Raw genomic sequence first — 22,318 nt, forward strand, 5'->3', positions numbered from 1 at the left:
GACCGCGTGCCGTGCTCGGCTGCCGGAGCGCGACGCGGCCGCCTCGTCGCGGCATCGCCTAGGGTCGAATCATGGAGACTCCGCCGACCCTCGAGACCGCTGAATACCGGGCCGAGCTCCAGCCCGATCGCGGCTCGAACGGCGGCTTCTCGCTCGTGATCGACGACGTGACCCAGTCCCACGTCAATCCCGACGATCCCCTCGACCTGCAACTGCCCTACGTGCGCCGCATCGCGGCGGCCCTCTCGGCCCTGCCCGTTGGGGAGCCCGCGGTGCTGCACCTCGGTGCCGGCGGGCTGACGCTCCCCCGCTACGTGCACGCACTGCATCCGCGCAGCCGGCAACGCGTCGTCGAGCTGCATCCTGAGCTGCTCGAGTTCGTCACCCGGCATCTGCCACTCCCCGAGGGTGCACCCATCGAGCTCGCGATCGGCGACGCCAGGGCCGAGGTGCAGCGGCTCCGCGCCGACGACGACGCGAACTGGGACCTCGTGCTCGTCGACATCTTCGCTGGCGGCATCGTGCCCCGGCACGTCACGACGTTGGAGTTCTTCGAAGAACTCGTCTCCCTGCTCTCGCCGGGCGGTGTGCTCATCGTCAATTGCCTGAACGGCGCCGAGCCGCGGGTCACGAGCGACACGCTCGCGGCTGTGCTCGACGTGCTGCCGCAGACGCTCGCGATCGCCTCCGAGGCCGTGCTCATGGGCGTGGCACCCGGCAACACGATCATCGTGGCGTCGCGGCATCCGCTCGACGCGGCCGCGGTGGCCCGTCGGCTCGCCGCCGACCCGGTCTCGGTCGCCACCGGAGCCGCGGTCGTCGACGGGCAGGCCCTCGAGATGTTCGCGGGTGAGGTGCGCCGCGACGCGCTGCCCTGACCGACCCGGTCGGGCACCCGCTCCGCCGTGCCTAGCGGCGGAGCATCCGCTGCAGGGCGGCGAGCTCCTCTTCGCTCGGTGCCGCCTTCGCGCCGCCGCCGCCGAGCCCGAAGCCCGAACCGGCCGGTGCGCTCGACTCGCCGGGTGCGCCGCCCGAAGCTATCGCCGCGTTCTCGGCGGCACGCTTGGCGGGATTGCCCGACCGCGACGCGTTCGACTTCTTGCCCTTGCCCGACTGACGCTTGCCGCCGCCGTGGCCGCCGCCGCCCGGAATCGGCCCCATGCCGGGGATCTGCGGCATGCCACCGCGCGCGACCGTCTTCATCATCTTCGCGGCCTGCTCGAAGCGCGAGACGAGCTGGTTCACGTCGGTGACGGTCATGCCCGAGCCCTTCGCGATGCGCAGGCGCCGCGAGCCGTTCAGCAGCTTGGTGTTCTCGCGCTCCGCTGGAGTCATCGACTGGATGATCGCCTCGGTGCGCACGATCTCTCGCTCGTCGAAGTTCTCGAGCTGTTGCTTCATGCCGCCGGCGCCCGGCAGCATGCCGAGCATCTTCTTGATCGACCCGGCGCCGCGCAACTGCTGCATCTGGCCGAGGAAGTCGTTGAGGGTGAACTGGTCGGTCGCGAACTTCTCGGCGACCTTCAGCGCCTCTTCTTCGTCGAAGGCGGATTGCGCCTGCTCGATGAGGGTGAGGATGTCGCCGAGGTCGAGGATGCGGCTCGCCATGCGGTCGGGGTGGAACGGCTCGAAGTCGTCGAGCCCTTCACCCGTCGAGGCGAAGATGATGGGCCGGCCGGTGACGGAGGCGACGCTGAGCGCGGCGCCGCCGCGTGCGTCGCCGTCGAGCTTGGAGAGCACGACGCCGGTGAAGTCGACACCTTCTTGGAAGGCCTTCGCCGTCGTGACGGCGTCTTGGCCGATCATGGCGTCGATGACGAAGAGCACCTCGTCGGGGTTCGTGGCCTTGCGGATGTTCGAGGCCTGCTTCATCATCTCGGCGTCGACGCCGAGCCGGCCGGCGGTGTCGATGATGACGACGTCGTGCTGGGCGCGCTCGGCCTGCTTCACGGCGTCTTTCGCGACCTTCACGGGGTCGCCGATGCCGTTGCCGGGTTCGGGGGCGAAGACCGGCACGCCCGCCTGGCCGCCGACGACCTGCAGCTGGTTCACGGCGTTCGGGCGCTGGAGGTCGGCCGCGACGAGCAGTGGCGTGTGCCCGTCTTTCACGAGCCACTTCGCGAGCTTGCCCGCGAGCGTGGTCTTGCCGGCGCCCTGGAGGCCGGCGAGCATGATGACGGTGGGCGGGTTCTTCGCGAACTGCAGGCGCCGCTGCTCGCCGCCGAGGATCGCGATGAGCTCGTCGTTGACGATCTGCACGACCTGCTGCGCCGGGTTCAGCGCCTTGTTGACCTCGTCGCTGAGCGCGCGCTCGCGCACGTGCGCCGTGAACTGCTTGACGACGTCGAGCGAGACGTCGGCGTCGAGCAGTGCGCGGCGGATCTCGCGAACGGTGCCGTCGACGTCGGACGCGGAGAGCTTGCCCTTGGTGCGGAGATTCTTGAAGGTCTCGGCGAGGCGGTCAGACAGGTTTCCGAAGGTAGCCATGGTCTGCCAAGTCTAAATGAGGTCGGATGCCGCGTCGGCGCCCGGTCGGCCGAAGCGCTCGCCGACGCGGCCGGAACGGCCGCCCTTCCCTGCGACGAGCTCAGGCGTCGAAGCGGAGGTCGACCAGGTCGCGGCCGATGTCGATGGAGGCGACGAGGCGGGCGTCGAGGTCTTCCGGCGCGAGGCCGTATTCGAACTCCGCGAAGGTCTCGCCGTCGCCGTCGGCGTCGGGGCGGAGGTCGACGCGCACGAGGCTCAGCGAGCGCAGCGCGTCGATGTGGCGGTCGCCTGAATCCCGGGTGATCGCGTCGGCCGCGGCATCCGCGTCGTCGCCGTCGAGCACCGCGACGAGGAATTGCGAGACGACGCTGCCGCCTGAGTCGAGCTGGCCGACGAAGACGCCGCGCAGCTCGTCGTCGATGAGCTCGAGTTCGCCGACCATGGTCGCCGCCGCGTCGAGCGACGCCGTGGAGACCGCGTCGGAGTCGGCGTCGAGCACGACCTCGACGTCTTGGTCGCCGTACTCCTTGCGCTCGGCCCAGTAGTCGCCGATGAGTCCGAAGTAGTCGTGTTCGATCGCCATGTCGCTTCTTCCTCTCAGCCGACGAGCTTCTGCGCGAAGACGTGCGGCGTGAATCCCGTGAGGTCGCCGATGCCCTCGCCCTGGCCGATGAGCTTGATCGGCAGGCCGGTCTTCTCCTGCACCGCGAGCACGAACCCGCCCTTCGCGCTGCCGTCGAGCTTGGTCAGCACGAGGCCGGTGACGCCGCCGTGCTCGATGAACGCCTCGGCCTGGGCGAGTCCGTTCTGGCCGGTCGTCGCGTCGAGCACGAGCAGCACCTCGCTGATCGGCGCCTGCTTCTCGACGACGCGCCTGATCTTGCCGAGCTCGTCCATGAGCCCGCCCTTGGTGTGCAGCCGGCCCGCGGTGTCGATGATGACGATCTCGGTGCCGTCGCGCTTGGCCTGCTCGACGGTCTGGAAGGCGACGGATGCGGGGTCTTGCCCTTCGCGCTCGGGGCGCACGATGCCGGCCCCGGCGCGCTCGGCCCACGTCGCGAGCTGGTCGACGGCGGCCGCACGGAAGGTGTCGGCCGCTCCGACGACGACGCTGCGGTCGTAGTTGCGCAGGAACTTCGCGAACTTGCCGATCGTCGTGGTCTTGCCCACTCCGTTGACGCCGACGACGAGCACGACGGCCGGCCGCTCGGTGAGCTTCAACGTCGGGTCGTACTTCGCGAGCCGCTCCTCGACGATCTCGCGGAGCATCCGCTGCACGTCTTTGGGGTCCGTCGTCTTGAACCGCTCGACCTGCGCCCTGATCTGCGCCACGATCTCCTCGGTGACGGCCGGGCCGAAATCGGCTCGGATCAGCGCCGACTCGAGGTCGTCCCAGGTGTCGTCGTCGATCGTCTTCGCACCGAAGACCCCGCGAAGGGCCGCGCCGAGGGACCACGATGCACGTTCTGCCATGGCTCCAGCCTAGGGCGCGCTCCCGGTACACCGATCCAGGGATGAGCCGCAAGGGGTTGCCGGGCACCGTGCGACGCGGAAGCCTCGAGGCAACGGAAGGAGTGCGAATGACGATCGTGGGATTCCACGCCTCGCACGAACAACTCCCGCCGAGCCGCCTCCTCGACGCGGTCAAGCACGCAGAGCAGGCCGGTTTCGATGCCGCGTTGTGCAGCGACCACCTCGAACCCTGGAGCGTCCGCCAAGGACACTCCGGGTACGCGTGGAGCTGGCTCGCCGCCGCACTCGAGGCGACGAGATTCTCGCTCGGCGTCGTCACGGCTCCCGGGCAGCGATATCACCCGGCGATCGCCGCGCAGAAGATCGCGACGCTCGCCGAGATGTACCCGCATCGGTTCTGGGCGGCGATCGGCAGCGGTGAGGCGATCAACGAGCACGTCACCGGCGACCCCTGGCCCGAGAAGGCCGAGCGCGACGCGCGGCTCGCCGAGACCGTCGACGTCATGCGGCGGCTGCTCGCGGGCGAGCAGGTCTCGGCCGACGGCCGCATCAGGGTCGATCGAGCCCGCATCTGGAGCCTGCCCGAGTCGCCGGCCCCGCTGTTCGCGGCCGCGGTGAGCGTCGAGACGGCCCGCGAGGTCGCCGCGTGGGCCGACGGTGTCATCACGGTCGACCAGCCGCGGGAGGAGCTCCAAGAGTTCATCGGCGGGTATCGCGATGCCGGCGGGCGCGGCCCGGTCGCCGTGCAGGTGCACCTCAGTTGGGCGCCGACCGACGATGAGGCGCTCGCCATCGCGCACGACCAGTGGCGCCAGAGCCTCGTTCCCGCGCACCTCTCGTGGGAGCTCGACACCCCCGAGGCGTTCGACGAGCGCACTGCGGATGTCTCGGCCGAGCAGGTCGCCCGGACCCTGCAGGTCTCCTCCGACCTGAGCCGGCACCTCGATCACCTGACCGGGCTCGCCGAACTCGGCGTCGACCGCATCTACCTCCATCACGTGGGCACCGAACAGGCCGGATTCATCGACGCCTTCGGCGAGCACGTGCTTCCCGCCCTCAAGGAGGCCGGCCGATGAAGATCACCGATCGCAGCGACCTGTGGTGGAAGACCGCCGTCGTCTACTGCCTCGACGTCGAGACCTACATGGACTGGAACGACGACGGCTTCGGCGACTTCGAGGGCCTCGCGCACCGGCTCGACCACCTGGCGGAACTCGGCGTGACGTGCATCTGGCTCATGCCCTTCCAGCCGACCCCCGATCGCGACGACGGGTACGACATCACCGACTTCACCGGAGTCGACCCGCGTCTCGGCGCCCTCGGCGACGTGGCCGAGTTCACGCGCACCGCCCGCGACCGGGGCATGCGGGTGATCATCGACTTCGTCATGAACCACACCTCCGACCGCCATCCGTGGTTCGCGGCCGCGCGCCGGAGCCGCACATCGCCGTATCGCGACTACTACGTGTGGCGTGACGAGCCGCCGGCGAAGCAGGCGAAGACCGTCTTCCCCGGCGAGGAAGACAGCGTGTGGGAACTCGACGAGCGCAGCGGGCAGTACTACCTGCACAGCTTCTACCGCCACCAGCCCGACCTCAACATCGCCAACCCCGCGGTGCGCGACGAGATCGCGAAGACCATCGGATACTGGCTCGAGCTCGGCATCTCGGGCTTCCGGGTCGACGCGGTGCCGTTCCTGATCGAGCCGCCCGAGGGCGTCGACATCGGCGACCCGCACGAGTTCCTCCGCGACATCCGCCGCTTCCTGCAGCGCCGCTCGAGCGACGCCGTACTGCTCGGCGAGGTGAACCTGCCGTACGACCAGCAGCTCGAGTACTTCGGCCGAACCGGCGCCGCGCCGGAGCTCACGATGCAGTTCGACTTCCTCGGCATGCAGGCGCTCTACCTCTCGCTCGCGAGGGAGGACGCCCGCCCGTTCGCGGCGTCGCTCGCGCAGCGCCCGCAGCTCGAACCCGAGGCCCAGTGGGCGAACTTCGTGCGCAACCACGACGAACTCACCCTCGACAAGCTGAGCGAAGCCGAGCGTCACGAGGTGTTCGAGGCGTTCGCGCCCGAGGAGTGGATGCGCGTCTACGACCGCGGCATCGCACGGCGCCTGCCGACGATGCTCGACGGCGATCCGCGTCGCATCCGCATGGTCTACAGCCTGCTCTTCTCGTTGCCGGGAACCCCTGTGCTCTTCTACGGGGAGGAGATCGGCATGGGTGAGAACCGCAACGGCGGCGGCCGGATGACGGTGCGCACCCCCATGCAGTGGACCGACGGGCCGAACGGCGGCTTCTCCCGCGCCGCGCCGCGCCGGCTCACCGCGGCACCGCCCGCCGACGGGTACGCCCCCGAGCACGTGAACGTCGAGGCGCAGATGCACGACCCCGATTCGCTGCTCAACCACATCCGGAGCTTCGCGGTGCGGTACCGCAGCTCCCCCGAGATCGGCTGGGGCCGCCACGAGGTGCTTCCGAGCGGGCAGCACGCCGTGCTCGCACACCGCATCACGGCGGATGTCGGGCGATTCGTGGCGGTGCACAACTTCGCTCCGACCCCGACGGTCGTTGCGCTCGAGCTCGGACCGGTGGCGCCCGACACAGTGCTCTCCGACCTGTTCGCCGTCGACACCTTCGCCCTCGACGAACGGGGGCGCATCGACGTGCACCTCGACGCCTACGGCTATCGCTGGTTCCGCATCGTCGAACCCGACGACCGCCGGCTCACCTGAGCGGCGCGGCGGCATCGACGAGCGGATGCCGCGGCATCCTCAGCTCGCCTTCGCCTCGCGCTCCTCGCGGACGCGCTGGCCGACGACCGCCGACACGCCGTCTTGTCGCATCGAGACGCCGTAGAGCGCGTCGGCGATCTCCATGGTGCGCTTCTGGTGCGTGATGACGATGAGCTGCGAATCCTCGCGGAGGGACTCGAGGGTCGTGAGCAGCCGGCCGAGGTTCGCGTCGTCGAGCGCCGCCTCGACCTCGTCCATGATGTAGAACGGGCTGGGCCTGGCCTTGAAGATCGCGATCAGCAGTGCCACGGCGGCGAGTGAACGCTCACCGCCCGACAGCAGCGAGAGACGTTCGATCTTCTTACCCGCGGGCTTGACGCTCACCTCGATGCCGGTGGTGAGCATGTTCTCGGGGTCGGTGAGCGAGATGCTGCCCGCGCCCCCAGGGAAGAGCACCGGGAACACCTCGGCGAACGCCGCCTTCGTGTCGTCGAAGGCGCTGCGGAAGATCGACTCCATCTTGCCGTCGATCTCCTCGATGATCGTCAGCAGGTCTTTGCGGGTGTTCGCGAGATCGGTCAGCTGCTCGGTGAGGAACAGATGGCGCTGCTCGAGCGCCGCGAACTCCTCGAGCGCGAGCGGATTCACCCGGCCGAGCTGGGCGAACTTGCGTTCGGCCTGCGCGAGCCGGCGCTGCTGCTCCTCGCGCCGGAAGGGGCGGGATTCGCCCTCGCCGTCCTCGGCCGGGACCTCCTGATCGGGGCCGTACTCGTCGACGAGCACGTCTTCGGTCAGCCCGAGCTCCGACTCCGCACGTTCGACGAGTCCGCCCACGTGGAGCTTCTTCTCGTAGATGCGCAGCTCGAGCCCGTGCACGTCTTCGGTGACCGAGTGCAGCCGCTCGCGCGCGGCGGCCTCCTCGCGGCGCACCGCCTGCAGCTCTTCGTTGCGGCTCGCGCGTTCGGCCTCCGCGCGTCCGAGCGCCACGCGCGCCTCGGCCACCGAGGCGTCGACCGACGAGAGCGCCGCGGGCAGCGCGTCGGCGACCCGGGTGGCCGCCTCCAGCTGGGCGCGGCGGATCACGGCCCGCCGCGCCGCATCCGCTGCGGCCTGCCGCTCGGCTTCGAACTGCGCCTCCATGGCACGGATGCGGGCCTCCTCGGCACGCACGCGCTCCCTCGCCGTCTCGAGGCGCAGCTTCGCCTCCACCTCGGCCTCGCGGGCCGTCTCGAGGGCCGCGAGCGCTCCGTCGCGCGCCGCGGTCTCGAGCACCGGTCGCGGCTCGGCGCGCGCCGCGTCGAGCGCCGCCCTCGCGGCGACCGCGAGCTGCTCGGCCTCGGCGACGCGCTCCTCGGCGTTCGCTGCGGCCTGGCGCAGTCGTTCGGAGTCGGCATCGGCCGCCTCGGCCTGCACGCGCGCCCGGTTCAGTCGCTCTGTTCGCTGCGCGAGCTGCGCGTCGAACTCGCGGAGCGCGGCGAGCGCTCCCTTCGCCTGATCCTTGGACTGCTGCACGATCTGCCGCTGCTCGGCGAGCTCGAAGCGCGCGCGCTCGATCTCGGCGCGCACCTCTTCGAGACGGGCGGCGGCGCGATCGCGCTCGGCGATGAGCTCGATGCGGCTCTGCTTGCGTCCGGAGCCGCCGCGCAGCACGAATCGGCCGACCACGGTGCCGTCCTTCGTGATGACGGTGGCCGGCGATTGCCGCTGCGCGAGGGCGGTCTCGGCCGTGCGAGCTGCCGCGAGGTCGTCGGCGATCAGCACCTCGGCGAGGAGGCCGAGCACGCCGGCAGGGGCCGTGACGACGGCGGATGCGGCGGTGAGCCCTTCGACCGGCGATGCCGGTGCCGGCGCGGAGCCGGCGTCGGCGAGCGCAAGGGCGACGCGGCCGAGCTCGCCGCGTTCGGCGTGCTCGAGGGCACGGAAGGCGGCCGCGCGATCGTCGACGAGCACGGCGTCGCCGAGGGAGCCGAGCGCTGCGGCGATCGCCGGTTCGTAGCCGGGTTCGACCTGCACCGCCTCGGCGAGGAGGCCTCGCACACCGGCGACGCCGGCGGTGACGAGCGCCGCAGAGCCGTCTTTCTGGTCGAGGGCGAGCGAAAGCGCCTGGGTGCGGGCGGCGAGCGCCCCGTGCTCGCGTTCGCGGTCGTGCAGTGCTTCGCGAATGCGCTCGATCTCGGCTTCGGCCTCGAACACTGCCGCCTGAGCCAGTTCGTAGGCCTCGTCGAGGTCGGTCTCGGCGGTCTCGCCCGAATCCGCGTCGGCCTCGGCCGCGGCGAGCGCCGTGGCGGCTGCAACGCGTCGCTCGGCAGCGGCCTCGAGCGCGTTCTCATGCCGCAGCACCTCGCCGCGCACCGCGGCGAGCTTCGAGGCTGCGGAGTCGGCCTGGCCTGTGAGCTTGGAGATCTCGAGGTCGTATGCCGAGACGAGCGCGCTCTGGCGCGCGATGCCCTCGTCGACGGCGTCGAGTTCGGTGCGGCGCAGCATCGTCGCCTCGTGGGCGTCGTCGAGCGCGGATGCCGCGGTGCCGACGCTGTCTCGAATGCCGGTGAGTTCGGTCACCGCCTCGTCGATCATCGCGCGGGTGACGCTCGGCGAGGCATCCGTCTGCTCTGCTGCACTGCCGAGCAGGGCGATGCGCTGGCGGGCGAGGGAGTCGAGCGAGCGGAGACCGCCCTGCGCCTGCTCGAGCGCGAAGGTCGTCGACCGCGCCCGGTCGACGGCATCGCCGACCTGCGCCTGCTCGAGCCGGGCCACCTTCGCCTGGTGCTGCTCGAGCTGGTCCTGCAGCACGAGTCGCTCGGCGTGGCGCTCGTGCTCGCTCTTGCCGTGCTCGTCGAGGGCCCGGCGGAGGCCGACGACCTCGTCGGCGAGGAGCCTGGCCTTGGCGTCGCGCACGACGGCGGCGATCGTCGCGGCCTCGCGCGCGACCTCGGCCTGGCGACCGAGGGGCTTCAATTGACGGCGGATCTCGCCGGCGAGGTCGGAGAGTCGGGTGAGGTTCGCCTGCATGGCATCGAGCTTGCGGAGCGTCTTCTCCTTGCGTCGCCGGTGCTTCAGGATGCCGGCCGCCTCCTCGATGAAGCCGCGCCGGTCTTCGGGCGTCGCCCGCAGCACCTGGTCGAGCTGGCCCTGCCCGACGATGACGTGCATCTCGCGGCCGAGTCCTGAGTCGCTGAGCAGTTCCTGCACGTCGAGCAGGCGGCAGTTCTCGCCGTTGATCGCGTATTCGCTCGCGCCGTTTCGGAAGAGCGTGCGCGAGATCGTGACCTCGGTGTACTCGATCGGCAGCGCGCCGTCGCTGTTGTCGATCGTGAGGCTGACCTCGGCGCGGCCGAGTGGCCCGCGCGTCGACGTGCCCGCGAAGATGACGTCCTCCATCTTGCCGCCGCGCAGGGTCTTCGCACCCTGCTCGCCCATGACCCAGGCGAGCGCGTCGACGACGTTGGACTTGCCGGAGCCGTTGGGACCGACGATGCAGGTCACGCCGGGCTCGAACGCGAACGTCGTCGGCTGTGCGAAGGACTTGAAGCCCTTGAGCGTCAGGCTCTTCAGGTACACGTCCCACCCTCTCCTGGTCGCGAGAACGCTGCGGACTACGGTATCCGAGGTTCGGGCGGGTGCCGCGCGCGCGCGCCGGTCGGGTCCCGATCCGCGCTTGCCGGCATCTGCCGCCCGCCGATATTCTGAACGGCTGCCACTGGGGCGGCGAGGAGGCAGACGTGGACATCGACATCCGACCACTCGACATACCCGAGCGACTCGGCACGCCCGAGGCCGCAGACTTCGAGGCCTTCGTCGAACTCACCGCCGACGTGCAGGAGTCGGTCTGGGGACACCGCCGGTTCGCCCAAGAGGCAGCGGAGCTGCTGCCGGAGTTCCGCGACGACCGGTACACCGGCCGTCAGGCGTTCGCGGCGTGGAAGGACGAACGCTGCATCGGCCGCGCCGAGGTGCTGTGGGAGCGCGGCGAGGAGGCACGCACCGCCGAGATCTCGGTCGGCGTGGCCGTCGACGAACGGGGCCGCGGGCTCGGCGCCGAACTGCTCGCACGCGCCGAAGCGCATGCGCGATCGCTCGGACGCGACATCGTCGCGGGCTATTCGGATGTCGCGCTCGCGAACCTCGACGCCCCCGGGCCGCGCCTCGAGGCGCCCGACGGCACCGGCTCGATCCCGGCGGGGGCGGTCGGCGCATCCTTCGCGCTCCGCCACGGCTACCGGCTGGCGCAGCTCGAGCGGGTCAGCGGCCTGAGCGTGACGGGCCGGCTCGAGGAGTTCCGCACGTTGCTGTCCGCTCGGCTGGCCGCTCAAGGGGCGGATTCCGCGGCGTATCGTCTCACCGGCTGGGTCGACCGTGCGCCCGAGGAACTGCTCGACACGCTCGCCGTGGCGCATGCCTCGATGGCGACGGACCCGCCGTTCGGCGCGGTCATCGTCGACGAGGAGGTCTGGGACGCAGCGCGGGTGCGCGCCGGTGAGGCGCGGGCGCTCGAGGCCGGGCGGACGACGCTCGTTCAGGCGGCCATCGCCCCCGACGGGTCGGTCGCCGCCTACACCGAGCTCTCGCTGCCCTCGAACTCGACCGCCGCGTTCCAGTGGGACACGATCGTGCTCGGTCCGCACCGTGGCCACGGGCTCGGCATGCTGCTGAAGCTCGCCAACCTCGTGCACCTCGGCGAGACGACGCCCGATCGCACCGACATCTACACCTGGAACGCCGATGAGAACGACCACATGCTCGCGATCAACATCGCGCTCGGGTTCACGCTCCGCGGGATGAGCGCGGAATGGCAGCGCGACTGAGTCGCTGACACTTCGGGCAACGGTGCGAGGAGCGGTTCATGAAGGGCTCCCGCACCATCGGCGTGCCGCACCGCGGGCACGGCAGGCCGGTGCGCCCGTAGGCGTTCAGCGAGTGCGCGAAGTAGCCGGATGCGCCGTTGACGTTGACGTACTGGGCGTCGAAGCTCGTGCCGCCCTCGGCGAGCGCCTTGCCGAGCACCTCGCGAACGGCGTCGAGCAGCTGCCGTGCCCGACGGGTCGACAGCGACGATGCGGGCTGGTCGCCGTGCACCCGCACCGCCCACAACGACTCGTCGGCGTAGATGTTGCCGATGCCGCTGACGACGCCCTGATCGAGCAGCACGCGCTTGACGGCCGTGTGCCGCTTCGCGAGCGCCGTGAGGAACGCACGGTCGTCGAAGGCCGGATCGAGCGGATCCCGGGCGATGTGGGCGACCTGTGCAGGCACGTGCCGCGCCCACTCCCCCGAGACGCCGCCGGAGAACCCGCCGACCTCGCCGTCGGCCGTGGGCACGAGCCGATCGACCGCGAGCGAGCCGAAGATGCGCTGGTCGACGAAATCGACCCGAAGCTCACCGAGGCCTGGATGCTCGAGGTGCAGCCGCACGCGCGCGTGCGCGTCGTCGCCGGGGTGGTCGGGCGTGCGCAGCAGCATCTGCCCGCTCATGCCGAGGTGCCCGACGACCGCCCGCCCCTCGCGTGCGCGGTCGCCGCCGAGCGGAAGCCAGAGGAACTTGCCGCGGCGCACGGCCGCCTCGATGCGCGCCCCCGTGACGAGGGCCTCGAAGTCACCGGATGCCGCGTCGTGCCGTTTCAGCGAACGGGGCTCGAGCACCTCGACCGCCGACACGACGGCGCCCGTGACCGCCGGCGCGAGTCCGGCCCGCACGACCTCGACCTCGGGCAGTTCGGGCACGTCAGTGCGAGTTCAGGCGGGTCCAGGCCTCGAGCGCGGCGGCCATCTCGGCCTGCTTCTTGCTCGACCCCTCGCCAGACGCTTCGACGAGGTCGCCGACGGCCACCGTCGCGATGAAATGCTTGTTGTGGTCGGGCCCGCTCTCGGCGACGGTGTACACCGGTGCAGCGGCTCCGCGGCGTGCGGCGACCTCTTGCAGGCTCGTCTTCGGATCCATGGCGGCGCCGAAGCGGGCGGGATCGCTCATGAGGGGGGCGACGAGCCGCAACACGAACTCGGTGGCGGCATCGCCGCCGGCGTCGAGGTACACGGCACCGATGATCGCCTCGACGGTGTCGGCGAGGATCGACGGCTTGTCGGCACCGCCGGTCAGCGTCTCGCCTCGGCCGAGGCGCACGAACGGCCCGATGCCGACCGAGCGGCCCACTTCGGCGAGCGCGACACTCGACACGAGGCTCGCCCGCCGCTTGGCCAGCTCGCCCTCGTCGAGGTCGGGATGGTCGCGGAAGAGCTTGACCGTCACCGCCTGACCGAGGATCGAGTCGCCGAGGAACTCGAGGCGCTCGTTGGTCGGGATGCCGCCGTTCTCGTACGCGAATGACCGGTGCGTGAGCGCGAGCAGGAGCAGGGCGGGATCGATCGAGATCTGCAGGCGTTGCTGCAGCTCCTCGAGCGTCTGATCCATTGCCCCGGTGAGTTCCGTTCGCGTCACGACCGGTCGTTCGGGTGTCTGGGGCCGACTAGACGTCGGCGACCTTGCGGCCCTTGTACTCGAGGAAGAGCGGGGTGCCCGCAGAGTCCTCGACGACCTTCGCGCGGTGCGGAAGGCTGTAGGTGACCTTGCCGTTCTCGACGGTCTTGACGAGCGTGGGAACCTCGGCCTTCCACTGCGAGCGGCGCGCGTGGGTGTTGGAGCGTGACTTCTTCCGCTTCGGAACAGCCATGACTATCTCTCTTCTCTCTGCTGGTCGGCGTCGGATGCGTCATCCGAGCCGTTGTCTTCGGAAGCCTGGAACCCGGCGAGCGCGGACCAGCGTGGATCGCTGTGCTCAGGGGTGACGAGTTCCGGATGATCGGCCAGTCGGAGCCCGGTCTCGAGGTCGAGTCCGGGGCAATCCGGTCGGCACACCGGCTGGAACGGCAGTGCCAGCACTACCGCATCGCGGATGAGTGGTTCAAGATCCACGTGGTCGTCTTGAACCTCATACTCGATGGCTTCCCCAGAATGATACCCGAAGAGTTCTTGGAACTCGACTTCGACCGGCAGGGCGATGTCGATCAGGCAGCGCCCGCACTCCCCCTCGGCGACGGCGTCGACCTCCGCAGTGACGAGAATGCCCTCGTGCACCGACTCGAGCCGGACGTCGACATCGAGCTCGGAGCCGGCGCGTACGGCGACGAGCCCCTCGCCCATCTGGTCGGCGGCGACTGCGGTGAAGGGGTGTTCGCGCATCTCACCGGGACGATTGACGAGGTCCCGCACGTTCACGCGGAAAGGGGAATGCTTGATGGCCACGATCGACGAGTCTACGCGTCGGCGGGTGGGCGTTCGCCGAGTGCACGGCGCGCGGCGTCGAAGAGCGATCGCGGCACGAGCACGGCCCTGATGCGCACCGGCGGTGTTGCGTCCGCGAGCAGGGCCGCGCGGACTCGCGCGAGCGCGTCGCGCAACTCCGTTCCGTCGACCGGTGACCCGGGATCGGGGCCGTAGCGCTCTCGTTCCACGGCGTCGCGCAGCACGGTGAGTGCGGCGGCGGGCTCCGCCGCGCCGAAGGCCTCGCGCCCCGCGAGCGAGGCCGCGAACGCCCGGGGCGTCTCGACGGCGCCGCCGCCTGCACCGAGGTCGCGCGCGGTGGCGATCACCTCGTCCCACGCGGCATCCGCCGGTCGATCGCCCCTCGCGAGCCGTCGGCGACGCGACCAGCGCTGGCCGAGCCGCAGACCGGCCGGGATCAGCAGCAGGAGCACCACGACGAGCGCGACCGGCGCACCGCGCTGCCACCACGAATCCGCGGAAAGGCCGTCGCCGCGCTGCCCCGCGAGCCCTCGGTCGGGATCGAGTTCGGGGCGACCGTCGGCCCCGGGCGTCGAGGGAGCCGCACTCGGCGCCGCGGCACCGGTTCCCTCGCCGGCACCCGGGCGCGAGTACTCCGGCACGCTGCCCCGGCCCGGGGTCGGCTCGAACGGCACCCAGCCGACGCCCTCGAAGTACAGCTCGGGCCACGAGTGCAGGTCATGGGAGTCGACCTCGACGCGCTGCACGCCGTCGACGCGCTCCTGGGCGGGCCTGCCCTGGGTGTAGCCGAGCGAGATGCGCGAAGGGATGCCGACCTCGCGCGCGAGCACCGCCATCGTCGACGCGAAGTGCACGCAGTAGCCGGCCTTCGTCTCGAGGAACCGCGCGACGACGTCGAACCCGCCGCCGTCGTATCCCTCGGCGACCGGGGCCTCGGTCGAGTAGTCGAAGTCCGCCGAACGCAGATACGACTGGATCGCGACCGCCGCGTCGTATCGCGAGGTGGCGATCGCGGTGATCTCGGCCGCGGTCTGGGCGATGATCGGCGGCGCATCTTCGGGCAGTTCGAGATACGGGTCGAGATCGGACGGAAGATCGCCGCTCGCACCGCGCAGCTGCGCCACCGTCGGCTCCACCTCGAGTCGGGTCACCCGATACCGCTGGCCTCCGGTATTCGTGTCGACGCTGCGAACGGCGAGGGAATCCGAGTCCCAGAACCAGGATCCGCTCAGCCCTTCGATGCGCGACGACGGATACGGCACCGGCAGCCACGTCGTTCGGACCTCGTCGACGATGACCTCGATCGGATGCTCCGAGGTCGCGACGTCATCGGAGAGGCCGTCGGGCCGCGGCATCGCGTCGACGGTGTTGTCGCCGTCGACGGCCGCGTCGGTGGCTCCCCACACCTCGCCCTCGAATCGATCGAGCGTGAGGAGCGTGAAGTAGGGCCGGTCGGCGTCGCGCGCGAAGTAGTGGAACGCGGGTCGCGCCTCTGGGCGCCGAAGGTCTCGACCGAGGTCGATGAACGGGCTCACCCCACGCGCGAAGAGCGTGCCCTGGCCCGGCGAGCCGAGCAGGAGGCTCGTCGACACGCTCGGCGTCGACGCGGCGAGCACCGATGCCGTGAGCAGGCCGACCGCGGCGAGGCCGAGCGAGGCGCCGAGGGTCGACACGATCGGCACGCGCTTGGGCGGCACGATCGTCGCGGCATCGTCGCCGTCGCCCTCGCCGTCGCCGAGCAGGCGCGCGCGTCGGCGCACCCGCACGTCGACGCGGAGCAGCAGCAGGTACGCGGCCGCGGTCAGCACGAGCGTGGGTGCCTCGGCCCCCGCTTCGATGATGAACCCCGGCACGAGCACGGGCACGAGCGCCGGTGCCGCGGCGAGCGCCGGCACGCGCAGCGTCTGCACGAGGATGTCGACGACGACCGCGAGCAGGCCCACTCCGACGGCCAGGGCGAACAGCAGCGGCGGCACCGGGATGGCGGGCACCGACTGCTGTTCGATCGTGCGCTGTGCGCCCGACATCAAACCGCCGAACGTCTCGAACGTGCCCTGCGTCGGAATGATCAGCGCGATGCTCGTGGTGCCGCCGAACACGAGCGTGAGCAGCAGCAGGAGCACGACGAGTTCGAGCACCGGCACGAGCGACGCCGGAGTGCGCAGCGCGCGCAGCCCCGCCCCCGCGAAGAGCGTGCCGGCTGCGATGAACGCGCACAACCACCACCAGCCGCTTCCCGCGATGAGCGGGCCGAGTGCCATCGTGGCGATCGCGAGCAGGAGGAACGACGTCGACGTCAGGGCCAGCCGTTGGGCCCGCGAGAGGGGAACCGGGTCAGGACGCATCAGCCGTCACCGCCCCATCGCCGTCTCTGTGCGGCGTCGCCGCGCCGCCGCCCGAGGTGCCGCCACCGCCCGACCTCGCGGGAACGGTCGTGCCCGACCTCGCGGGAACGGTCGTGCCCGACCATGCCGGCCCGATGTCGGCGGACCGGCGCACGCGCACCACCCGCCAGTCGGACTTCTCGAGCGCCTCGACGACGCCGGCGGCGACCCCCTCGGTTGCGAACACCACGGCAGGCTCGAACGTCGATCGCAGCGCGACGAGCGCGCGGGCGTCGTGCTCGTCGGGGTCGACGAGCACGGCGAAGCCCGGCATGCGCGCTTCACGGCCGCGCGGGGCCGCCGCGTGGGTCGGAGCGCGCGACTCCGCTCGCGCACCGGACTGCCGGGAAGGACTCTCGAGCCGGGCGAGGTCTTCGAGCAGCAAGCGGTCGCCGCCCGGCAGTCGGTACCCGGCGCCGGACTCCTCGGAGAGGATGCTCCGCTCGGGATCGTCGACCCGGTCGCATCGCACGCGATACCCGCGCTCCAGCAGGTGCATGCCGATCGAGGCCGCGACCTCGACGCCGAGCTCGAACCCGAAATGCGTGCGATCGTCACCGTCTCGGCGCACGGCCGACGCCTTGCCCCGCCCCGAGAGGGTGGTGTCGAGGATGATGCGCACCTCGGGGTCGCCGCGCTGCTCCTCTTCGCGCACCATGAGCTCGCCCCGGCGAGCCGTCGCGGCCCAGTTCACCCGGCGCAACGGATCACCGTAGCGGTACTCGCGCGCGATGAGCTCGTCGGAGTTCGGATGCGTGCGCCGCTGCAAACCGTTGAGCACGCCGTCGACGCTCGCGGCCGACCCGAGCGCGGCGTCGAGCGGGGTCACGCGCGGCGTCACCGCGACCTCGCGACCGGTGCCCACGTCTCGGTCGACCCGGGCGAGGCCGAACGGGTCCGTGATGCCGACGCGGAGCGGCCCGATCTGGTAGACGCCTCGCCGCGGCGTCAGGAGGCGGTACTCGACACGGACGGTGTCGTCGCCCGTCGGGAGCATCGACTCGTGCGGCCCGATCGCGGGCAGGATCGCCTCGGCGGGTGCGGTGAGGCCGGAGGGGACGCGGTCGCGCCAGTGCGCGCCGTCGAACGTGCGACGAGCGCGATTCTTGACGACGAGCGAGACCTTCGTCGATCCGCCCGCTGAGACGACCGGGGGCGCGAACCGCCGCGTGACGGCGAGTCGGGGCTTTCGCAGGGCGACGAAGGCCGCCGCCACAGCCGGCATCGCGATGCCGACGAAGGCGAGCACGAGGATGTCGCGAAGATCGAACCACAACGACACCGCGAGGAGCAGGACACCGACGATCACGAGCGTGGCACCCCGGCGCGTGAGTCGCGGCCAGGTCGCGATTCGAGCGGAGCGGGGGCGCCACATGTCAGTTCCTTCGCGCGCTGCCGACCGGAACCGGCGTCTCCCCTACGATGCGGCGCACGATGGCGTCGATGAGCGGCCCGCTGTCGCGGTCGTGCGCCCCGATCGCACGGCTGGTCGGGACGAGGCGGTGGGCGAACACCGGAACCGAGAGCGCGTCGACGTCATCGGGCAGCACGAAATCGCGGCCGTGCATCGCCGCGTGCGCCTTCGCTGCGCGGATGAGCTGCAGCGTGGCGCGCGGACTCGCCCCCAGTCGCAACTGCCGGTCTTCACGGGTGGCCCGTGCGAGATCGACGGCGTACTCCTTGACCGGTTGCGAGGTGAACACGTGCTGCACGGCCTCGATCATGCCGCGCAGCTCGTCGAGCGTGACGACCGGCTCGAGCTCGTCGAGCGGGCTCGACGTCTCGCGGGTCGAGAGCATCGCCAACTCATCGGCCGACGACGGGTACCCCATCGAGATGCGGGCCATGAACCGGTCGCGCTGCGCCTCGGGCAACGGGTAGGTGCCCTCCATCTCGACGGGGTTCTGCGTCGCGATCACCGTGAACGGCGGGTCGAGCCGGTAGGTCGTGCCGTCGGCGGTGACCTGGCGCTCCTCCATGCACTCGAGCAGCGCCGATTGCGTCTTCGGGCTCGCACGGTTGATCTCGTCGCCGATCACGATGTTCGCGAAGACCGGTCCGTGCTTGAACTCGAAACGACGGCTCGCCTGGTCGAATACCGAGACGCCGGTGACGTCGCTCGGCAACAGGTCGGGGGTGAATTGGATGCGGCTGACGGTCGCATCGACCGAACGGGCGAGGGTCTTGGCGAGCATCGTCTTGCCGACGCCCGGCACGTCTTCGATGAGGAGGTGCCCCTCGGCGAGCAGCACCGTGAGGGCACTCGTCACGGCGTCGCGCTTGCCGGCGATGACCGCTTCGACGTTCTGCACGATCGTCGCCGCGCGGGCGCCGACCTCGTCGATGCCCATCTGCGCCACGACGGCCGTGGTCTCGCTCATGGCGTCATCGCCGCCTGGAGGTAATCGGCCACGACGGCCGGCACGTAGGGGGCGACGTCGCCGCCGAGGGCGGAGACCTGGCGCACGAGCGAACTCGACACGTGGGCGTTGGCCGGGTCGGGCAGGAGGAAGACCGTCTCGACCCCTGCGAGGTGGCGGTTGACGATCGCCATGGGCGTCTCGTAGCCGACATCGAGCTGCGACCGCACCCCCTTCACAAGCACCGTCGCGCCGACGTCGGTGCAGTAGTCGACGAGCAGGCCCATGCTCCACGACGCGACGACGATGCGACCCTCGATGCCGGCATCGGCGATCGCACGCTCGATGAGCGAGACCCGCTGGGCGATCGGCAGCAGCGCCGACTTGCCGGGGTTGTGCACGACGACGACATGCAACTCGTCGTAGAGCCCCGCCGCCCGCTCGATGACGTCGAGATGACCGAGCGTGACAGGGTCGAACGATCCGGGGACGACGGCGATCCGCTGCATATGCAACAGCGTACTGCCCGCGTGGCGCTGCGAGCGGGGCAGTGGAGAGTTTCAGCCCTTGCTCAGGTACCCGCTCGTCTCCTCGTCGAGCCGTCTGCGCACCGCGGCCGCGAGCGCCGGGTGGCCGGCCAGGCCGCCCGCCTCGGCGAGCACCCCCTGGGCGAGCTCTCGCGCTTCGGCGATGAGGTCGCCGTCGCGAGCCACCCGGAGCAGTTTCAGCGATGAACGCCCGCCCGACTGGGTGGCGCCCAGCACGTCGCCCTCCTGCCGCAGCTCGAGGTCGGCCTGCGCGAGTTCGAACCCGTCGAGCGTCGCCGCGACGGCTTCGACGCGCTGCAGTGCGAGCGAGCCGGGTACGGCCGAGGTCACGAGCAGGCAGAGACCCGGTACACCGCCTCGACCGACCCGCCCGCGCAGCTGGTGCAGCTGCGAGACCCCGAAGCGGTCGGCGTCGACCACGACCATCGCGCTCGCATTGGGCACGTCGACGCCGACCTCGATGACGGTCGTCGCGACGAGCACGTCGAGCTCACCCGCCGAGAAGGCCCGCATCGTGGCGTCCTTCTCCTCGGCCGACATGCGGCCGTGCAGGGGTGCGATGCGCGTCTCGGCGAAGCGCGGGTGGGCGCGCAGCTCGGCGAGCACCGCGGCGACGGATGCCACGGGGGCCGCGGAATCGGCCGGCCCGTCGCCGCGCGGCGCCGCGTCATCTGCTGCACCGCGGGCGACCGTGTCGCCCGCACCGTCGTCTTCGACGACCTTCGCCTCGATCGCGGGACACACGACGAACGCCTGACGACCGAGGGCGAGCTCTTCGGCGAGGCGCTCCCAGATGCGCGGCCTCCACGAGGGCCGGATGGCGAGCGGCACGACCTGCGAGGTGATGCCCGCGCGGCCTGCCGGAAGTTCGCGGATCGTGGAGACGTCGAGGTCGCCGAAGACGGTCATGGCGACGGTGCGCGGAATCGGCGTGGCCGTCAGCACGAGCACGTGGGGCGGATTGCGGCCCTTCAGGCGCAGCGCCTCGCGCTGCTCGACGCCGAAGCGGTGCTGCTCGTCGACGACGACGAGCCCGAGGTCGGCGAAGGAGACCGTGTCGCCGAGCAGCGCGTGCGTGCCGACGACGATGCGCGATTGGCCGGCCGCGGCGCGCAGCATGGCCTTCTTGCGCTCGGCGAGGGGCAGTTGCCCGGTGAGGAGGGTCGGGATGAGCTCTGCGGCGAGGTCGGGGCCGAGCATCTTCACGATCGATCGCAAGTGCTGGCCGGCCAGCACCTCGGTCGGAGCCAGCAGTGCGGACTGCCCGCCGGAGTCGGCGACGGCGAGCATCGCCCGCAGCGCGACGACCGTCTTGCCGGAGCCGACCTCGCCCTGCACGAGCCGGTTCATCGGCACGGCTTCGCCGAGGTCGCCGGCGATCTCGGCGCCGACGTCGCGCTGGTCTCCGGTGAGGGTGAAGGGCAAGGCTGCATCGAAGCGTTCGAGCGCTCCGCCCGGCACCGGGTGCCGAGCGGCCGTGGTGTGCGTGCGAAGTTCGGCGCGACGCTCGAGCAGCGCCGTCTGCAGCACGAAGGCCTCGGTGAAGCGGAGAGTGCGCCGTGCGCCCTTCCAGTCGGCATCGCGCTCGGGGCGATGCACGAGTTCGAGCGCCTCGCGATGGGCGAGGAGCGACTTCGCCTGGCGCACGCTCGTCGGCAGCGGGTCGTCGAGCGCTGCGAGCCCGTCGAGCACGAGCGCCACGGCCTTCGCGATCTGCCAGCTCGCGAGGGTGCCCGTCGCCGGGTAGATCGGGATCGGCGCCTCGGCCCACCGTCTGGCCGCGGCATCCCCGGCCTCGATCGGTGCGGCGTCGTCGAACAGTTCGTAGTCGGGGTGCGCGAGCTGGCGTTGCCCCTTGTAGTCGCTCACCTTGCCCGCGAAGATGCCGCGACGGCCGGGGCGCAGCTCTGCCGCCCGCCAACGCTGGTTGAAGAAGGTGAGGGTCAGCACACCCGTGCCGTCGGTGATCTTCGCCTCGACGATCGAGCCGCGGCGAGCGCGCATCGAGCGCTCGCCCACCTCGATGACCTCGGCGATGATCGTGATGTTCTCGTCGAGCGGCAGGGAGGCGAGGGCGGTGAGCTCGCCGCGCATCGCGTACCGCCGCGGGTAGTGGGCGAGCAGGTCGCCGACGGTGCGGTGGCCGAATCCTCGTTCGAACGCCTGCGCCGTGCGGCCGCCGAGCGCTCCGGACAACCGGGAATCGAGGGTGAACGAGCCCGGAGCGCTCTCGCTCCCGCTGGTCGCGCCTGTGCCCTCGGTCATGCCTCGATCGTAGGCTCCGCCTCCGTCAGCGCGGCGAGTTCGGCCTGCACGTACGGGTCGTCGGGGCGCGCCGCGATGAGCTCCTGCTGCAGTGCGAGCGCCGCCTCGTTGCGGCCGAGGGTGCGCAGGCAGCGGGCCACCGACCACCGGGCCACGTGACGCTGCTCGGCGGTGCCGTAACGGTCGGCCGCCTCGACGGCCTGCTCGAAGTGCCGCAGCGCCGCCTCGGCTCGCCCAGCGTCGTGCATCGTCCAGCCGAGGTTGTTGTGCAGGGCGACCCCCCAGCGGAGGACGCGTGCGTCACGCACCCCGGCGAGCACGTCGAAGCCCTCGGCGGCCCACTCCTCCTCATGGCCGGCGTCGTTGAGCGCGAGCATGTGCAGGGCATCGAGCACGAGGAACGGCGAGCCGGCGAGCGCCGCTTCGCGAACCCCGCGGGTGAGCTCGGGCACCGCGTCGACCGGGCGGGCAGCGGATGCCGCGAGCCGGCCCCGCTCGATGGCCACCCTCGCGCGCAGCTCTGCGGCATCGGTCTCGGCGTCGATCGCCGGAATCCCCGCGGCGACCGCCTCGAGCGCGGCGAGCGCTTCGTCGACCCGCCCTTGGATGCCGAGCGCCCTCGCGAGCTGGGTCGACATCACTGCGCGCAACTGCGCGGGGTTCTCCTCATCGTCTGCGGCTCCCCGGAACCGCTCCTCGCTGGCTGCTGGGTCGCTGAAATCCCAGAGTCGGTCGATCATCTGCTGTTCGGCGCCGCGGCTTCGGGACGGTTCGGCGGGCACCTGGTCGGTCGAGTCATCCACCCGTCCATCATGGCAGCGCAACGGGGC

The 22,318-nt window shown here is 71.1% G+C and carries 18 protein-coding genes; 4 read left to right on the forward strand and 14 right to left on the reverse strand.

Annotated features, from left to right (window positions below; genetic code table 11):
- Nucleotides 1-71 precede the first annotated feature (71 nt).
- Nucleotides 72-878 (forward strand): spermidine synthase, encoded by an 807-nt coding sequence (locus tag DCE93_RS08990; protein WP_108595589.1) that lies wholly within the window; start codon nt 72-74, stop codon nt 876-878.
- Between the two features lie 31 nt (nt 879-909).
- Here DCE93_RS08990 and ffh read toward each other — a convergent pair whose 3' ends face one another.
- The 3 genes from ffh to ftsY all read right to left on the reverse strand — a co-directional run bounded on the left by ffh (nt 910) and on the right by ftsY (nt 3,960).
- Nucleotides 910-2,487 (reverse strand): signal recognition particle protein, encoded by a 1,578-nt coding sequence (ffh, locus tag DCE93_RS08995; protein ID WP_108595590.1) that lies wholly within the window; start codon nt 2,485-2,487, stop codon nt 910-912.
- A gap of 100 nt (nt 2,488-2,587) precedes the next feature.
- Complete coding sequence (locus tag DCE93_RS09000; protein WP_108595591.1) at nt 2,588-3,070, reverse strand: DUF2004 domain-containing protein; 483 nt, start codon at nt 3,068-3,070, stop codon at nt 2,588-2,590.
- A gap of 14 nt (nt 3,071-3,084) precedes the next feature.
- Nucleotides 3,085-3,960, reverse strand: coding sequence for a signal recognition particle-docking protein FtsY (gene ftsY / locus DCE93_RS09005; RefSeq protein WP_108595592.1), 876 nt, complete (start codon nt 3,958-3,960; stop codon nt 3,085-3,087).
- A gap of 107 nt (nt 3,961-4,067) precedes the next feature.
- Between ftsY and DCE93_RS09010 the strand changes: the two genes are divergently transcribed.
- Both DCE93_RS09010 and DCE93_RS09015 read left to right on the forward strand, forming a co-directional pair.
- Complete coding sequence (locus tag DCE93_RS09010; protein WP_108595593.1) at nt 4,068-5,036, forward strand: TIGR03885 family FMN-dependent LLM class oxidoreductase; 969 nt, start codon at nt 4,068-4,070, stop codon at nt 5,034-5,036.
- Entirely contained in the window at nt 5,033-6,697 is a 1,665-nt protein-coding gene (locus tag DCE93_RS09015) for an alpha-amylase family protein (RefSeq protein ID WP_108595594.1), read from the forward strand. Before DCE93_RS09010 ends, DCE93_RS09015 begins: the two co-directional genes overlap by 4 nt.
- Before the next feature lie 39 nt (nt 6,698-6,736).
- On the opposite strand, the gene smc is transcribed toward DCE93_RS09015, so the two are convergent.
- Nucleotides 6,737-10,255, reverse strand: a complete 3,519-nt coding sequence (smc, locus tag DCE93_RS09020) for a chromosome segregation protein SMC (RefSeq protein WP_108595595.1) — start codon at nt 10,253-10,255, stop codon at nt 6,737-6,739.
- A 161-nt stretch (nt 10,256-10,416) separates the two neighbouring features.
- Between smc and DCE93_RS09025 the strand changes: the two genes are divergently transcribed.
- Nucleotides 10,417-11,499 carry a GNAT family N-acetyltransferase gene (locus tag DCE93_RS09025; protein ID WP_168186190.1) on the forward strand — a complete coding sequence of 361 codons (1,083 nt, stop codon included), beginning with the start codon at nt 10,417-10,419 and terminating at the stop codon, nt 11,497-11,499.
- Here DCE93_RS09025 and mutM read toward each other — a convergent pair.
- The 10 genes from mutM to DCE93_RS09075 are packed head-to-tail and all read right to left on the reverse strand — an operon-like array spanning nt 11,459 to nt 22,291.
- On the reverse strand, nt 11,459-12,415 hold the full coding sequence (mutM, locus tag DCE93_RS09030) for a bifunctional DNA-formamidopyrimidine glycosylase/DNA-(apurinic or apyrimidinic site) lyase (protein ID WP_108595597.1): 957 nt from the start codon (nt 12,413-12,415) through the stop codon (nt 11,459-11,461). The genes DCE93_RS09025 and mutM overlap by 41 nt on opposite strands.
- Before the next feature lies 1 nt (nt 12,416).
- Entirely contained in the window at nt 12,417-13,100 is a 684-nt protein-coding gene (gene rnc / locus DCE93_RS09035; protein WP_108595598.1) for a ribonuclease III, read from the reverse strand.
- A gap of 55 nt (nt 13,101-13,155) precedes the next feature.
- Complete coding sequence (gene rpmF, locus DCE93_RS09040; RefSeq protein ID WP_108595599.1) at nt 13,156-13,359, reverse strand: 50S ribosomal protein L32; 204 nt, start codon at nt 13,357-13,359, stop codon at nt 13,156-13,158.
- Between the two features lie 2 nt (nt 13,360-13,361).
- A complete protein-coding gene (locus DCE93_RS09045; protein WP_244284288.1) occupies nt 13,362-13,934 on the reverse strand; it encodes a YceD family protein in 573 nt (190 codons plus the stop codon).
- An 8-nt stretch (nt 13,935-13,942) separates the two neighbouring features.
- Entirely contained in the window at nt 13,943-16,276 is a 2,334-nt protein-coding gene (locus DCE93_RS09050) for a transglutaminase TgpA family protein (RefSeq protein WP_108595600.1), read from the reverse strand.
- Nucleotides 16,266-17,690, reverse strand: coding sequence for a DUF58 domain-containing protein (locus DCE93_RS09055; RefSeq protein ID WP_108595601.1), 1,425 nt, complete (start codon nt 17,688-17,690; stop codon nt 16,266-16,268). The genes DCE93_RS09050 and DCE93_RS09055 overlap by 11 nt, the downstream gene beginning before the upstream one ends.
- Nucleotide 17,691: 1 nt before the next feature.
- A complete protein-coding gene (locus tag DCE93_RS09060) occupies nt 17,692-18,666 on the reverse strand; it encodes an AAA family ATPase (RefSeq protein WP_205647526.1) in 975 nt (324 codons plus the stop codon).
- A 26-nt stretch (nt 18,667-18,692) separates the two neighbouring features.
- Complete coding sequence (gene coaD / locus DCE93_RS09065) at nt 18,693-19,184, reverse strand: pantetheine-phosphate adenylyltransferase (protein WP_108595603.1); 492 nt, start codon at nt 19,182-19,184, stop codon at nt 18,693-18,695.
- A gap of 51 nt (nt 19,185-19,235) precedes the next feature.
- Nucleotides 19,236-21,488 carry an ATP-dependent DNA helicase RecG gene (locus DCE93_RS09070; RefSeq protein WP_108595604.1) on the reverse strand — a complete coding sequence of 751 codons (2,253 nt, stop codon included), beginning with the start codon at nt 21,486-21,488 and terminating at the stop codon, nt 19,236-19,238.
- Nucleotides 21,485-22,291: a tetratricopeptide repeat protein gene (locus DCE93_RS09075; protein WP_244284131.1), complete on the reverse strand. Its 807-nt coding sequence runs from the start codon at nt 22,289-22,291 to the stop codon at nt 21,485-21,487. The genes DCE93_RS09070 and DCE93_RS09075 overlap by 4 nt, the downstream gene beginning before the upstream one ends.
- Nucleotides 22,292-22,318 lie beyond the last annotated feature (27 nt).

Source organism: Agromyces badenianii, from assembly GCF_003070885.1.
GTDB lineage: Bacteria > Actinomycetota > Actinomycetes > Actinomycetales > Microbacteriaceae > Agromyces > Agromyces badenianii.